The organism is Sinorhizobium sp. CB7 (assembly GCF_041357635.1).
Classification (GTDB): domain Bacteria; phylum Pseudomonadota; class Alphaproteobacteria; order Rhizobiales; family Rhizobiaceae; genus Rhizobium.
In genome coordinates, this window is sequence record NZ_JAULLL010000038.1 from 1 (window position 1) to 13,849 (window position 13,849).

At 57.3% G+C, this 13,849-nt stretch carries 16 protein-coding genes; 1 reads left to right on the forward strand and 15 read right to left on the reverse strand.

Annotated features, from left to right (window positions below):
• The 3 genes from AAE029_RS35365 to AAE029_RS35375 all read right to left on the reverse strand — a co-directional run.
• The coding region (locus tag AAE029_RS35365; protein ID WP_371077612.1) for a tetrahydrofolate dehydrogenase/cyclohydrolase catalytic domain-containing protein at positions 1–463 on the reverse strand (463 nt) is incomplete at its 3' end.
• 136 nt (positions 464–599) lie between these two features.
• Complete coding sequence (locus tag AAE029_RS35370; protein WP_371077613.1) at positions 600–2,447, reverse strand: hypothetical protein; 1,848 nt, start codon at positions 2,445–2,447, stop codon at positions 600–602.
• A gap of 118 nt (positions 2,448–2,565) precedes the next feature.
• A complete protein-coding gene (locus tag AAE029_RS35375; protein ID WP_371077614.1) occupies positions 2,566–3,408 on the reverse strand; it encodes a WecB/TagA/CpsF family glycosyltransferase in 843 nt (280 codons plus the stop codon).
• 534 nt (positions 3,409–3,942) lie between these two features.
• Here AAE029_RS35375 and aac(6') point away from each other — a divergent pair.
• The gene (aac(6'), locus tag AAE029_RS35380; protein WP_371077615.1) at positions 3,943–4,395 is read left to right on the forward strand and encodes an aminoglycoside 6'-N-acetyltransferase; all 453 of its coding nucleotides are present in this window, start codon (positions 3,943–3,945) and stop codon (positions 4,393–4,395) included.
• 255 nt (positions 4,396–4,650) lie between these two features.
• On the opposite strand, the gene AAE029_RS35385 is transcribed toward aac(6'), so the two are convergent.
• From AAE029_RS35385 to flgK, 12 genes are all read right to left on the reverse strand, one after another.
• The gene (locus AAE029_RS35385; RefSeq protein WP_371077616.1) at positions 4,651–5,187 is read right to left on the reverse strand and encodes a hypothetical protein; all 537 of its coding nucleotides are present in this window, start codon (positions 5,185–5,187) and stop codon (positions 4,651–4,653) included.
• A complete protein-coding gene (locus AAE029_RS35390; RefSeq protein WP_371077617.1) occupies positions 5,187–5,552 on the reverse strand; it encodes a hypothetical protein in 366 nt (121 codons plus the stop codon). Before AAE029_RS35390 ends, AAE029_RS35385 begins: the two co-directional genes overlap by 1 nt.
• 15 nt (positions 5,553–5,567) lie before the next feature.
• On the reverse strand, positions 5,568–6,131 hold the full coding sequence (locus tag AAE029_RS35395; RefSeq protein WP_371077618.1) for a rod-binding protein: 564 nt from the start codon (positions 6,129–6,131) through the stop codon (positions 5,568–5,570).
• Positions 6,132–6,162: 31 nt separating this feature from the next.
• A complete protein-coding gene (locus tag AAE029_RS35400; RefSeq protein WP_371077619.1) occupies positions 6,163–6,576 on the reverse strand; it encodes a hypothetical protein in 414 nt (137 codons plus the stop codon).
• A gap of 31 nt (positions 6,577–6,607) precedes the next feature.
• Positions 6,608–7,360 carry a flagellar biosynthetic protein FliR gene (gene fliR, locus AAE029_RS35405; RefSeq protein WP_371077620.1) on the reverse strand — a complete coding sequence of 251 codons (753 nt, stop codon included), beginning with the start codon at positions 7,358–7,360 and terminating at the stop codon, positions 6,608–6,610.
• The gene (gene flhA / locus AAE029_RS35410) at positions 7,357–9,444 is read right to left on the reverse strand and encodes a flagellar biosynthesis protein FlhA (protein ID WP_371077621.1); all 2,088 of its coding nucleotides are present in this window, start codon (positions 9,442–9,444) and stop codon (positions 7,357–7,359) included. Before flhA ends, fliR begins: the two co-directional genes overlap by 4 nt.
• Positions 9,445–9,594: 150 nt before the next feature.
• Entirely contained in the window at positions 9,595–9,861 is a 267-nt protein-coding gene (fliQ, locus tag AAE029_RS35415; protein WP_371077622.1) for a flagellar biosynthesis protein FliQ, read from the reverse strand.
• A gap of 149 nt (positions 9,862–10,010) precedes the next feature.
• Positions 10,011–10,481, reverse strand: coding sequence for a flagellar hook assembly protein FlgD (gene flgD, locus AAE029_RS35420; protein ID WP_371077623.1), 471 nt, complete (start codon positions 10,479–10,481; stop codon positions 10,011–10,013).
• The gene (gene flbT / locus AAE029_RS35425; protein ID WP_371077624.1) at positions 10,472–10,921 is read right to left on the reverse strand and encodes a flagellar biosynthesis repressor FlbT; all 450 of its coding nucleotides are present in this window, start codon (positions 10,919–10,921) and stop codon (positions 10,472–10,474) included. The genes flgD and flbT overlap by 10 nt, the downstream gene beginning before the upstream one ends.
• Positions 10,918–11,265, reverse strand: a complete 348-nt coding sequence (flaF, locus tag AAE029_RS35430; RefSeq protein ID WP_371077625.1) for a flagellar biosynthesis regulator FlaF — start codon at positions 11,263–11,265, stop codon at positions 10,918–10,920. The genes flbT and flaF overlap by 4 nt, the downstream gene beginning before the upstream one ends.
• Before the next feature lie 37 nt (positions 11,266–11,302).
• Positions 11,303–12,355, reverse strand: a complete 1,053-nt coding sequence (locus AAE029_RS35435; RefSeq protein WP_371077626.1) for a flagellar hook-associated family protein — start codon at positions 12,353–12,355, stop codon at positions 11,303–11,305.
• Between the two features lie 3 nt (positions 12,356–12,358).
• Positions 12,359–13,834: a flagellar hook-associated protein FlgK gene (gene flgK, locus AAE029_RS35440; RefSeq protein WP_371077627.1), complete on the reverse strand. Its 1,476-nt coding sequence runs from the start codon at positions 13,832–13,834 to the stop codon at positions 12,359–12,361.
• Between the last annotated feature and the right edge of the window lie 15 nt (positions 13,835–13,849).

Here is a 13,849-nt window from a genome sequence, read left to right on the forward strand (position 1 = left end):
GGGTGCGCCGCACGAAGACCATGGCGCCGGCCGGCGTGCAGGAGATCAGGCCGGTGGCGAGATCGCCGGTGGCAAGCTTGCCGGCATTGACGACATTGAGGCCGTCGACGTCCTTTTCCGGCAGGATCGCCTGGATGATCGGTTCGGCATTCAGGTGCTTCGGCAGCGGCAGCTGCACGAGGATGCCGTGCACAGCGGGATCGGCGTTGAGTGATGCGACGAGGGCGGCGAGCTCTTCCTGGCTGGTCTCGGCCGGCAGCGTGTGCTGGATCGAGTTGAAGCCGCATTCCTTGGCCATGCGGCTCTTGGCGCCGACATAGGTGTGGCTGGCCGGATCGTCGCCGACGATCACCACCGCCAGTCCTGTCCGCACGCCGGTTTCCCTCTCCAGCTTCGCCGTTGCCGACTTGACCGTCTCGATGACCGATGCGGCTACCGCCTTGCCGTCGATAACTTCCGCCACGCGCTTCTCCCGCTTTCAATCGCGCCGAACTTATAAGCCGAGCGCGCATCAAGTTTGCCTGACAACGCCCTATCCTGTCTAAAAGCGGTATTGCAAGGAGAATTCGACAAGCATCGTTCGACGGAAGGACGCAGGGTCAGGCCGCATTGCCCTCTCGCCGCTCGGCATAGGAGTGCATCTTCATTCGAAGCAGCGCCATCTCCCGACGCAGAAGCTCGATATTTTCCTGCCGCGCAGTCGATGGCCGTATGTCCAGTTCGACATTTTTGAGCTCGCGATCAAGGGCAGCAAGCGGATCGGATGGCACATCCGCGGCTCGGGATAATATGGCCGGTTCCGTCTCGGAAACTTCCGGTTCGTGATGCGACCGGAAGAGCCTCCGCAGCAGGACAAGGCCAAGTCCAATCTCAAAGCCAGCGAGACCACCTGCGGCATAAGGAGCAATCTTGCCTCTTTCCACGGCTGCTGCCGGGCTTGCCGATGAAGCCGTCAGGGTGGGAATCGTCTTCACATCATTCCGGCCCGTTTGCTGCAGGGCCTCATCGAGCCGCGCGCGGGCGGCCTGCGCCCGATCCTCAAGCTGGCGGAGCTGTGCCATATCCACACCGACCTTTCCCGCCTGCCCGCCAAGGTCAACCCGTCTGGCCGCAAGCTCGTTCTGTCTGCCGGTCGCCGCCTTCAGATCGGCCTCGCCCGCTTCCGCCAGCCTTCGTATCTCTTTCTCAATATCCGCGCGCAAATCATCCACGACGACCTGCTGGGCGAGCATGCGCGGATGGCGGGGACCGAGGTCTGTCGACAATTGGATAAGGGCTGCTTTCGCAGCCACGTACCTGTCGCGCAACCCCTGGAGTGCGCTCGACATGAGATCGGGCGGCAGAGTGCCATTCAGGACATCAGTCAATTTTGCCGATTTGACAGCCTCGGCTTTTTCTCGCGCGAGCTGAAGCGCGTTATCGGCGGCAGCCAGCTCGGTATCCAGTTCGCGTTCCTGCTGTTCGAGATCGAGTGCTGCCTTGATCTTGTCGCCACCGCTGTGCTTGCGGAATTCCGCAAGGTCAGTTTGCGCTTTCTCGAAGGCGTCGCGCAACGACTGCACCTTGTCGACGCCGGCTTTTGCAAGAGGGGCATCCTTGATCACCGCATCCGCCAGATATTCGGCAATCGTTCTGGATTTGCGAGCATCAGAGGTGGTGACGGCGAGGACTATCCTACCGGACGGATCGTCCACCGCAGCCTTGACGGCCTCCCTCAGAGCCGCCTCGGCCCGCGACGCCGGATCGGAGGCGCCACCATACGCCCAAAGCAGATCCATCACGACATTCCATGGCGTTGCCTTGCCGCCTGTGAAATCCGGGTCGCGGTCGAGCTTGAGCGCAACAACGGCCGCCGAAAGAAGGGCTCCAGATTCGAGCTTTCGCAAACTCGCCTGCAGCGACGGCGCCCGCATCCCGGTTCCCTGCTGCGCGGAGATGCTGACCTTAGAGGTATAATGCAATGACGGCGCCGATAGGAGCACGCCCGCGGTGAGCCCTGCGATCGTCAAAGACACTATTATCACGAGTGATCTGAGCGCGGGCAGGAAAGGCGAACGTGCCGGACGAGGCTCCGTTCCAAGCCAATTGTGCTCGGAATGGTCGGCGACCGCCTGAACGCTTTCGATCTCCTGCCGTCCTTCCTTCGGCCATTCTTCTTTTGGAGGAATTGCGGCCTCATCCGACGAAGATTGATACATCGGATCTGCGGAATGTTCCCGCTGAAGGATTCCGAGGATGCGCGCCGCCAAAGGCGGCACTTTTTCCGACATATCGGCATGCTGCAGTGGCACGGGCGGCTCGCTCTCGAGCGCTCTCTGAAGTGCTTTCAGCAGCCGAGCCTCCGGAGATGTCCGGCTTAGCGTAGCCGGATCATCCTTCGGATAGGCCTGCCTGACGACAGTCCCATTGTGAAGGTCGATCATCCTTCGAGCATTGACGTCGTACATGGATCTGGCCGCGCTTCTGCAACAGCAGTATCGTCATGGCACATTGCCGGCGACGACTGGGTTCCGGAAAATAAATCCAGTCTAAATTTTTATGGCAAACAAATCGTTAACGTGGCGCTCACCTGGTCGGTTGGTCCTGTTTACGGGGCGCAGGTGCCGGCAGAGAAAGCGCTTCCGAGCGGCTCGGCAGCAGCTTGCGCGCTACGACGCGATAGCGCAGCACCTGAAAAAGAAATGCCGGAATGCCCAGGATATAACGCCGCCAGAGACGCGAGGGTTCCTGGACAAGGCGATAGGCCCATTCGAGGCGCAGGGCGCGAACGATCTTGGGCGCACGCGGTACGCTGCCAGAGACAAAATCGAACAATGCACCGACGGTCAGAACCAGGCGCGCATGGCTGGCGTCTATGTTTTTGCAGACCCATTTTTCCTGCAGGGGCGTACCCATGCCGACAATCAGAATATCAAGCTTCTGCCGTGCGATCTCATTGACGACCGTACGGCTCTTGTCCTTGTCGAAATAGCCATCCGAGATGGGAATGAATTCATGCCAGGGCGTATGCTCTGCAAAATTCCTGGCCGCTGCCTTCAGGACCTCCGGCCGGCTGCCGATCAAGCCGACACGCCTCGGCGCCTCCAGATAAGTGAGGAGAGCGGGCACGAAATCCGTACCGTTCAAATTGGCCGGGAACGCCGATCCATGGGCAACCCGGGAGGCGATATCGAGACCGATGCCATCGGGGAGCACCAGATTATGGGCGAGCAGATCGCCATATTCCGCGTCTTTGGTGGCAAGCAGCATGTTGTGCGCGTTGACGAATGAAATCACGGTCTGGCCAACCGGCACGCATGCGAGCGCACCGATAAATGACAGAGCTTCTTCCCAGCCGAGATCGCAGACCGGCACATCGAAGATCATCCGACGGGAAGCATGCACGGCAAAATCCGCAATCAAATTCATACGCAACTCCTCCAACGAACGCCTCATGCGCCACCGGATCCGAACACCCGCCGCGCATCGCGCGGCCTTTTTTGAAAATTGGCAGGCATTGCGGCTCCTCCAATTGCCTGTTCGCGAGGAAATACAGCCGCGCCGCGAGCCGCACTGCCTCGTCCATTCGGCGCGATCGCAAGAATTCACACGTCGCTCAGGCATCCAGAAGACCACATTGGTGGTTATATCAGGCCTATGCGAAATAAAGCTTAGGGAAACCCGTAGGACTTTCCTGCCAATGGAAGCGGTCTCTTAACCATTTTCGACGCCGCGTCCTCGATATGCTCGATGACGACAACAAATAAAAGGCCGCCTCAATAAAGCCCAGCCCTAACCGAAATGTGGAATCCAAGTAGATACTGGTGCCGAATCCCCTTGTGGCATGGGTGTTTGGGGCGGTTTATCTTGCTGGAAATATCTTCGTGAAACATTCTGCGCACTCACCTGTCGCAAAACTATCGCTTTAATTGAGGTTTTTTGCGACAAGAGGGGGACCGCAATATGGAATCGATTGTTGAGATTGGGACTATAAAAGATGTTGAGCCATGGGCGCAGCTTCGCGTTGCGCTGTGGCCGCATCACTCGCTTGAAGATCATCGAGCTGAGTTGGGCCGAGCGTTTCTTTCAGAAAGTGGAGAAGCCGTCGCGTTCATCGCTCGAAATGCTGCGAATGAAGCTGTCGGGTTTGCTGAGGCCACTTTGCGACATGATTATGTGAATGGATGCAGCAGCTCGCCCGTTCTATTCCTCGAAGGGATTTATGTTCGGCCCGTTGACAGGCGAAAGGGTATCGCACGATTGCTTTGCAATGCCGTTGCCGATTGGGGGAAGTCGCTTGGGTGTGTTGAGTTTGGCTCTGACGCGCTGCTTGAGAATTCAGCCAGCCATGCGCTCCATGCCGCTTTAGGATTTGAGGAGACGCAGCGCGTCGTGTTCTTCCGAAAGCCACTGTAGGCCGGTGCTGCCCTTCCACGAGGATGGCTTGTCGCGAAACTCATTCGCAAAAGTTGGAGTTTCGCGACAGATATTTGCTACAGAAAGTATTCCACATTTTAGTTAGGGGCTGGTCAATAAAGCCTGTCGCGTGAAAAGAGATTCACGCGATAGGCTTTAGCTTATTGTTTTCATGCATGTCGTTGCCGCAAAACCGCTGCACACTTTTGCGCGACATGCATTAAGGCGGCTCTGGAAACCTCTTCTGCTTGAGGCTTAATGCCCCCCAGCCGCTTCCGGTTGCGTCTCCCCTCCAGACACGATCCTTACGGGGGTCACGGTCTTCTTCGCTCCACCGGAATTGGTGTCGCGAACCTCCTCCTTGGAGAGATAGTCGAGTTGTTCCACCAGCACGTCGGCAACATAATCGCCGCCCAATCGCTCATTCATGTTCTTCTTGATCTGATCGCGAAAAGCACCGAGATCGAAGGAAGAGACGTGGGCGATATCGATCATCTTGTTGCCGACGAGAAGCGTGAAGAGCTCGTCCGTCGTCATTTCGGTCAAGGGAAGCTTGATATCCTTGACCAAATCCTTGTTCATCATGAAGGAGACACGGCCCAGGAAATAGCCCGTAACCTCTCCATTCCCGATGATAGGCACCGTTATGGTTTCGCCTTTTACGAGTTCAGTGGTCGCCTCCTTCCCGGCATTTGGATCACTTGCGGGAGCGGTCGCCAGATGAACCGAAAAATAGACCGCGGCGAGCGTGACCGCGCAAACCCAAAGGCCGGTAAGGACGAGTTTAACCATCAAGCTTCACGCGCGACGAATTGCTCTTGGGAATAGGTGCCGTCCGCATCAGCATCCTGCACCGCATTCTTCAGCAGATCGGCGACCGCGCGAACTGCCTCGAGATGCGCCTCAACGCGGCGGGCGTTCAGAACCAGCTTCTTCTTCAATCCGTGCAGCTGCTCGATATGCGCAGTCGCAAGATCGGTCGGCTTCATATCCCGGAAGAGCATGGAGAGCTCATACAGGCAACGGCTCTTGTGCGCATTCGAGACCTTGAGATCGAACTGTGGATCCCGGCCAATGCGATCGTTCTCGTTGTCGATGATCATTTCCAGGCGGCCGAGAACGGATTTGATCCGGTAGTCATTAGAAATTATTTCCATTTCGTTCCCTCCCTCTTACGCATTCGTCGAAGATTTCGTATCCGCGGTCGGCGTACCGAATGTCTCGCGCTGGAAATTCTCAATCATGCTGAGAGCTATCTTTCGGTCGTTCTCGTCCGTGGACGCGTTAAGAGCTCCACGGCTTTGGGCCTTCTTGACCTCATCGGAATACATCTGTTCGGCAATACCGACACCGCCGTTTTGCGCGAGTACGTTACCGAGCTGCTCAGCCATCATCCCTTTCCAGATTTCTCCGGTCGCACCCTTGCCGTAGACCGTCTCGCTGTCCGGTAGCATCGATTTGACGAAGTTCTGCAGGACCATCGCCTCGAACTTGTGATAGGCTGGCGGGATTTCCTGGCTCTTCGTGCGGTTCTTCACGCTATCCAGCGCCGATTTCGAGCCAGTGCGGTCGAGCACGTCGACCGTCGAGGCGAAGCCGTTGCCGTTCTCCGCAAGACTGGTGGCGGCAAATGCCGCCCGGTTCGCCTTAAGCTTCTCCTGAGCCGCCTGGACCTCGGTCGGATCAGCGGCCTTTACGACATCCAGGACCAAATCGCTTGGAGGTGAAATCGCCACGTCTTTTTCCTTTCATTGAAAATCGCGGCGATTATGGTTTTTGAAGCTTGCTGGAGGCTGGCGTGGCAAACTGCTGATCGATGATGTCGTAGACGGCGTTGTCGTCCGCCTCCCGCCGCTCCAACTCCCGGGCGTCCTTCATGTTGTCCTCGAGGCGATCTCCTTTGGTGCGCTCCCGCAGCACCCTCGTCTCATGGAGCTTCTGCATGCCGGACAACTGCTGGTCCTTGAGTGTCAGCCGGCCGAAACGTTCGGCATAGTTCTGCGAGAATATGCGATGCACCGGATCGACCGAACCGATCGCGTCGATGACGCGCTCGATGGATTGGTTTACTTCCTCGCGCGCCCGCGTTGTTTCCGCCAGGTCGTTTTCGGCCATCTTTTCCAGATGACGCTGCACCATGACGAGGCGCTTCAATTTCTCGGAGCGGCTTCGTTCAACCATTCCGGCCTCCCGCGTCGATCTTCATGCCGCTCTACCTGCCGATGAAGACGTTGCTGAAGGAGTCTGCGAACTGGCTGACCAGTTCCGCTATCGAAAGATAGAACATGAACAATCCGCCCATGACGAGGTAAGGCGTCGAAATGAAATAGACCGGGATCTGCGGCGCCAGCTTGTTGATGAAGCCGATCGAAATGTTGAACATCAAACCGTAGAGAATGAACGGGCTGACAAGGCGCAGCATGATATAGCTCGTCGTCTCCAGCGTATCGGTGATGGAAATCAGATTGCCCCGCGCCTGGATGTCAGCTCCGAGCGGCATCACCGCATAGGACTCCACGAGGGCGCGGAGCACGATATGGTGGAAGTCCAGGATGAAGAGAACCATCGTGCCCGCGAAGGTGATGAAGTTGGTCATCGCCGTTTCGGAGGTATCTTCGAACAAATCCGTGGTGCCCGGCGTAGAGAGGCCTACCATCGTCGACAGAATGGTTCCGGCGAACTGTAGTCCCAGCGTATAGAGCCGGGCAAGCATCCCGTACATAAGGCCGACGAGCGTTTCGGCGAAGATGAGGCCGATATAACTGGCTCCGCCAGCCGAGGCGCGTGGATAGATCGTGTCCCACAGGATCGGCAGGATGGCCATGGAGATCGCCAGAGCGACAAAGAACCGAATCTGCACCGGGATGCGGGAAGAAGAGAAACCCGGAAGGACCATCACACAGCCGCCGATTCGGCAGAAGGCAAGAAACAGGGCGAGGATGGTCCCCTGGGGATCTGAAATCATGAAATCGAGCCTAGAATCTTTATTTCGATGCCCTTGGCCAGTTCCACATGGGACAGAACCGGAAGCGTCGCGAACAAACGTTCGATGATCATGCGGACATAGGAGCGTGTTTCAGGCGACGTGACAAGGACAAAGGGTAGCCCGCGATCCATGAATTCACGGATAACTTGGGTTGCCTGCTCGCTGAACTCCTCAAGACTGCGCGGATCGATGTCGAATTCGATGACCTCGCCCTTGGGATCACGCTTGAGCGCCTGGTGGAAAGCCAGATCCCACTTGCTGCCGAGTCGAAGTACGCGCAGGACGCCGTTGTCTGCAAGGTCGCCGCAGAGCTGCTGCGCCATGCGGACACGAACATGTTCGACGATCTGTTCGGTCTTGCGCACATGTGGCGCAAGTTCGGCCACGGCTTCGAGGATGAGATGAAGGTTGCGGATCGAGACGCGCTCGGCCAGCAGCAATTTCAACACCGCCTGCAGGCCCGAATAGGACATGTGCGAGGAGCAGATCTCGTCGGCAAGCTTCTTGTATTCCGGGTCGAGCCGTTCGATGAGCGTCTTGACGTCCTTATAGGAGAGAAGCTGCGGAAGATTGTTGCGGATGACCTCGCTCATATGGGTGAGCACGACCGAGACGTTGTCGATCGGCTGGAAGCCTTCGCGCTTGAGATCTTCCGTGAAGGTTTCCAGAACCGAGACCGCCGGCATGCCGAAGGCGGGTTCGCGGATTTCATCCCCGGGCACACTCGGCCTGCGGCCGGAACCGGTGACCACAAGAACCTCGCCGACGCGAAGATTGTTGGAAGCGACCGTCGTGCCGTGGATGCGGATATGGTAGGCTTTTTCGGCTATGGTGATGTCGTCCGTCACCTTGATTTCCGGGACGACGAAGCCGTATTGCGTCGCGAACTTCTTGCGCATCTTGCCAACGCGGAAGGCAAGCTCCTGATGGGCGCCGAGAAGCCGTGTCGATACCATTTTGCCAAGTGCGAGTTCGATTTCGGACGTTTTCAGGACCGACTTGACCGAGTCCTTTTCCTGTTCCTTCGACTGGATGACCTTCTTTTCCTCCTGTTCACGGCGAAGCCTGTTCTCGGCTTCGACCTGACGGGGGATGAACCAGCTTCCGAAGGCCAGGATGCCGCCGAGGAGCAGGAACGGGATGGTCGGCAAGCCAGGCATGACCGCCAGAATGCCCATCAGAACCGCCGATACCGAAAGCGCGCGCGGATAGCCGCTCAACTGGTTGACCACGGCCTGGTCGGTCGAGCCGGAGGTACCGCCGCGCGATACCAGAAGGCCTGCGGCGAGCGAAACGATCAGCGCCGGCATCTGCGAAACGAGACCGTCGCCAACCGACAGCTTCACGAAAACATCGGCGGCCTCGCCGATCGGCATGCCGTGACGGAAATAACCGATGATGATACCGCCGAAGACGTTGATGGCGGTGATGATGAGGCCTGCGACCGCGTCACCGCGCACGAATTTCGAGGCACCGTCCATCGCACCGAAGAAGGAGCTTTCTTCTTCCAGTTCCTTGCGCCGGCGCTGCGCTTCCTTCTCGTCGATGATACCAGCCGATAGGTCGGCGTCGATCGACATCTGCTTACCGGGGATGGCGTCCAGGGTGAAACGCGCACCCACTTCCGCGATACGCGTCGCACCCTTGGTAATGACGATGAAGTTGATGGTGATCAGGATCATGAAGACGATCAGACCGATGACGAAGTCGCCCGACATGACCAGGCTGGCAAAGCCGGCGATCACGCCACCGGCAGCGTCATGTCCCTCATGTCCATGGGAAAGAATGACGCGTGTCGTCGCGATGTTCAGCGACAGGCGCGTCATCGTCGCGATCAGCAGAACCGTCGGAAAGGAGGAGAAATCGAGCGGGCGCTGGATCCACAGCGACACCATCAGGATCAGAACCGAAAAGGCGATGGAAAAGGCCAGTCCCATGTCGATGAGAAACGGCGGGATCGGCAGGAACAGCACGCAGAGAATGACGACGATGCCCAAGGCAAAGCCGATATCCCGCGCACTTGGATTTACTTTCGGAAGGGGTATTGCAGGTGGTTGTGCCATATCGATTCCGTCTCTTCATGAGAGGAGGCAGTGGAAGCACTGCCCAAGTCGAATCGATAGCTAACCGGTGAAGCTTGCGCGAAAGTGGCCCATGAAAGGGAAAGGAGAACCGCCAAGTCTTTTCGATCACTATAGCCGGCGGACGTCCGGTCAAAAACCGGACTGTATTCGCGAAAATACCAGATTCGTAAAAAGAGATAGCTGCGCGCCGACGAAGGGCGCGGTGACCCCGATCGTCACGAAGACAGCCAAAATCTTCGGCACGAAGGTCAAGGTGACTTCCTGGACCTGGGTAAGGGCCTGAATGAAGGCAATGATGAGACCAACAGCCATGGCGGCGAGAACTGCCGGCCCTGAAGCGATCAGAACCGTCCATATAGCTGCCTGAAAAATGTCTAGTGCGTCGGCTTCATTCATCGCCAGAGGCCCTCTCCAGAGCGGGAGGCCGAAAACTCTGCGCGGTTTTCGAGCGACATCCCGCTACTGACTTTTTGATTGAGAGACGGATTCGGATTTCAGGTCGATCCGACCCAAAATCATCCGGCTCTAGTACCGGTCACTATAGCCTAACTGGCGTCCGATTCGCTATCGCTGCCACTGTCGGCGGAATCGTCCGCAGGCGGCGTGCCGATGGTGACGCCTGCCTGGATCAGAATCTTTTTATCGTCCTCGGTCGTGGCGATTATTCCGTCTGAATAGACTTTCACGGAGGCGATGATACCCGACTCCTTGCCGTCGGCACTCGTGATTTGTTTGCCGATATAACTGCTCGCCTGCGTCAGGCTCTGGCTCGTCAAAAGCGAGTCGAGCTTCGAGTTCGTCTGGATGGTCTGCTCGACCTGGGAGAAGGTCGCAAGCTGTGCAATCTGCTCGCTCGCATCCATCGGGTCGGTCGGGTCCTGGTTCTTCATCTGGGCGATCAGAAGCTGCAGGAAGTTATCATAATTGAGGCTGGCAGAGCTGGCCGCATTCGACGTACTCGAACTCGACGTGCTCGAATTTTTGGAGGTTGTCGAAGAAACTCCATCTACCGCCATGGTGCAATCTCCTTGCGAATTTGCTCAATCGTGGCAGGCGGCATTTCCTGGTTGTTCAGAATGCCGTCCTCAATCGGGTAAAGGCCGCGGATGGCCTTGAGCGCCTCGAAGGCGCGGCCGCTGGCGACCAGCGCATCGATACGCTTCAGCTCTGCCAGGACTTCCTCATTCTTGAAGCAGCTCAGCAGCATGACCACCGACTTGCGGAACATCGCGGTCGACTGTTCCTTGCCTTCAGGATTGATGAGGATCATCTGTGCTATGAAATAAAGCTGACGGAGCGGTGTCGTGGCGCCTTCCGGCTGCAGAACGTGGTTCTCGAGCAGGAAGGTGACGTCGTTCAGGAATTCCAAAGCGACCTTCCGGTCAACTCGTAGCACGGCGCCGTTTATGAAGATTTTCTCACCGGCTTTAAGCGAAATACGTAAGGTACTTTTCATCTAAGTCCATCCCTGATGATGGTGGTGACGTCTATAATGCCCTGGTAATTGGTGGATTGCCGACGTCTGATCCGGTCGCATTCCTTCAATATCCAGATGGCAATCGAAATGAGATTGGCGCGCAGTTCCACGTCGAGCTGATTTTCAGGATGCTTCAGGTCTTCGATGAAGCTCATCCAGACCCGACGGGTGTAGAACAATGCTTCGATAGCCTCCCGAGAGTATTTTTCGTTGTCCCGCGCGACCGACAGCAATTCTATCGATCGATCCAGAACCTGCCGTTCGCGCTCCTTTGCATCCGCGACCGCATCCTGCATGACCTCGGAATAAGAGAACTGATACATTCATGCATCCTTCTTGGTCTTTGCCCACCTTTGATCATCAAAGGTAATTTACGAGGCTCAGCTGCTGGATTTTCGAAACTAGGGTGTAAGCGGTTTCCAACTGGTTCTGCAGTGTCTTTACCTGCGTCGCCGCTTCATTCTGATCGACTCCAACGAGATCGACGATCTTGTTCTGTATGATGTTCTTCTGCGCATCGAGAGCATCATCGGCCTTTTCGACGCGTTCCTGCGAAAGACCGAGCTGACCCTGGACATTCGTCAGCCCGTCCATCGCCTGGCGGCTGTAGCTGATCGCTTTATCGGAAACCGCGTTCAATGCGTCGGCGCCGAGTCCCTGGTCCAGCAGCGCGCTTGTCGTCATGGAGGCCAGGGCGAAATAACGCATGGCGTCCGTATTCGCATTGGTGGAGGATTCGATCACTTCGGAATTATTGATGCGGCTCGTCATGTTCTGGCTGGAAGCCTGGGACCAGCCGGTGGTCGGGTCGGTCCAGTTCGCCTCGGAGAACATGGGCTCGACCGTCCCGGTGATGAAGTCCTCCATCTCCTTGCCCGTTACCTCACTGGCGGAGGCGTGGCCAAGCGTCGTGCTCCAATAGGTCTGGAAGGCCGTCTGGATGTCTGGGATCACAGTCGACGACTGGTCGGTCAGCGGCTGCACGTCGGTATTGATGCCGGCAAAAAGATACTCGCCGTTGACCATGGTATTGCCGGCATTGATCATGCTCGCCAACCCCGCCTGTGCGGAATCGATCGATAGCTCGATGCTGCCGGACTCCTGTCCGCCGCGCAGAGCGGTGATCTTATCGAACATGTCCTGAGCGGCCTTGGCCATCAGATCCAGAGAGTTCTGCGACGATTCAAGCCGACCCGAAACGGTCGAATTGCTGTCCTTGAGCGCTTCTATGCGTGAAACCTCACGGTTGAAGTCGACACTTCGGGCGGCAAACCCGCCGAGCGAAAGACCGACGTCGGCGTAGGTTTGGGTCACGGATTCCTGAGTGGACTTGATCAGTTGGTTCTGAGACTGACGGATCGTCAGCAGCATTGCATTTTGAAGTGCCGAACTTGAAATAAATGATGACTTCATGTCTTAGCTCGCAATGTCCAGAAGTGATTTCAGCATCTCGTCAACCGCGCTCAAAATTTTGGTCGCAGCCTTGTAGGACTGCTCGATATCGAGAAGGAGCGACAATTCCTCGTCGAGGTTGACGCCCGTCTCGTTGGAATAGGCCTCATCCGAGCGCGACAGGCTCGCCGAAGTGTTTTCGGCAGAGGTTGCCGCATTGCTGCGATATTCCTCGATCCAGCCGATCGAGTTGGATGCGAACTCAAGGATGCTCGAGCTCGTATCAACGCCGGCAGCGGCATCAAAGGTAATGGGCGAGTCCATGGACGTGGCGTACTTGTCGAGAAGCGCCGAGTATCCTTCCTCGTCGTTCGCGTTCTGATCGTAGGTCGCACCGTTGATCGCTCCATCGCGCAGCTTCATCGGATCGCCGCCCTTGGAAGTGATCACGGCATCGCTGACCGTAATCGTCGAAGCCATGCCGGTAATGAGCGTCGTGCCGGGCATGCCGCCCGCCGTCCCGTCAGTCTGCGTCCACTGGAACAGGCCTGGGAGCGTCGGGTCCGGCGGCGTGCCGTTTCCGTCCTCGGCGAACATGGTCACCAGCCCGCGAGCGATTTCATCCAATTGGCTCTGATAGGTTGGGGCGATATCGTCGCGAAGCTGCAAAAGGGCCGGCAGCGTGCCTTGGCCGGTGGTCGTCGAGCCCTTGCCGGCCTCCAGCTTGACGCCATCGACATAGATACCGTTGCCGACGGTCGTCGCAGTATAGGTGTCCGTTGCATCGAATGTCACGTCGCGCGGAATGACATCGAAAAGCGGCGTTCCACCTGCCGTCGTATAGATCGCGACGTCATTGTTGTCGCGTGTGACCGTGGTGATACCGACGATCTGCGAAATCTGCTTGAGCAAGCCATCGCGCTGGTCGAGGGCGTTGTTCGGATCGCCGCCGTTTGCCGTTGCGCTCTTTACGGCGTCATTGGCCGTTTTGAATTGGGCAAGCAGCGTATTCAGCTTATCGACCGTGGTGGCGATTTCCTTATCCGCACTCTCGCGAATATCCTGAATTGCCGCGGACGATTTGTTCAGATTGTTGGCAACGTCCTGAGCCGCCGAGATGACGCTCTGGGCTGCCGTCATGCTCGAGGGCGACGTCGCGAAAGCCTGCAATTTTTCCTGCAGGACTCCGAGGTATTCCGACGGAGCCGTTTCGTAGTCGTTGCCGCCGATTGTCGCCTTGATGTCTTCCAGCCCCTGGTAAAGCCGCTGCTGCCCGGCATCCTGGGCGCTTGCTCTCAGAAGCTGGCGGTAGAGGGCGTCTTCCTGCGCCCTCGCCGTTTTCGTCACGATGGCTCCGTCCATCGAGGTCGTGATCATCGCCTGACGCCGGACATAATCCGAGTTACCGGCATTTGCGATATTGTTCGATACCACGCTGCTCTGCGTGCCGGTATTGTTGAATATGCTCTGCGCGGTATTGAGGGCGGACGTAAGCGACATGACTGATCCCGTAAC

Coding starts and splice junctions, on each gene's coding strand:
- AAE029_RS35370 (WP_371077613.1), bottom strand. CDS start 2,447: ATGTACGACGTCAATGCTCGAAGGATGATCGACCTTCACAATGGGACT.
- AAE029_RS35375 (WP_371077614.1), bottom strand. CDS start 3,408: ATGAATTTGATTGCGGATTTTGCCGTGCATGCTTCCCGTCGGATGATC.
- AAE029_RS35385 (WP_371077616.1), bottom strand. CDS start 5,187: ATGGTTAAACTCGTCCTTACCGGCCTTTGGGTTTGCGCGGTCACGCTC.
- AAE029_RS35390 (WP_371077617.1), bottom strand. CDS start 5,552: ATGGAAATAATTTCTAATGACTACCGGATCAAATCCGTTCTCGGCCGC.
- AAE029_RS35400 (WP_371077619.1), bottom strand. CDS start 6,576: ATGGTTGAACGAAGCCGCTCCGAGAAATTGAAGCGCCTCGTCATGGTG.
- fliR (WP_371077620.1), bottom strand. CDS start 7,360: ATGATTTCAGATCCCCAGGGGACCATCCTCGCCCTGTTTCTTGCCTTC.
- flhA (WP_371077621.1), bottom strand. CDS start 9,444: ATGGCACAACCACCTGCAATACCCCTTCCGAAAGTAAATCCAAGTGCG.
- fliQ (WP_371077622.1), bottom strand. CDS start 9,861: ATGAATGAAGCCGACGCACTAGACATTTTTCAGGCAGCTATATGGACG.
- flgD (WP_371077623.1), bottom strand. CDS start 10,481: ATGGCGGTAGATGGAGTTTCTTCGACAACCTCCAAAAATTCGAGCACG.
- flbT (WP_371077624.1), bottom strand. CDS start 10,921: ATGAAAAGTACCTTACGTATTTCGCTTAAAGCCGGTGAGAAAATCTTC.
- flaF (WP_371077625.1), bottom strand. CDS start 11,265: ATGTATCAGTTCTCTTATTCCGAGGTCATGCAGGATGCGGTCGCGGAT.
- AAE029_RS35435 (WP_371077626.1), bottom strand. CDS start 12,355: ATGAAGTCATCATTTATTTCAAGTTCGGCACTTCAAAATGCAATGCTG.
- flgK (WP_371077627.1), bottom strand. CDS start 13,834: ATGTCGCTTACGTCCGCCCTCAATACCGCGCAGAGCATATTCAACAAT.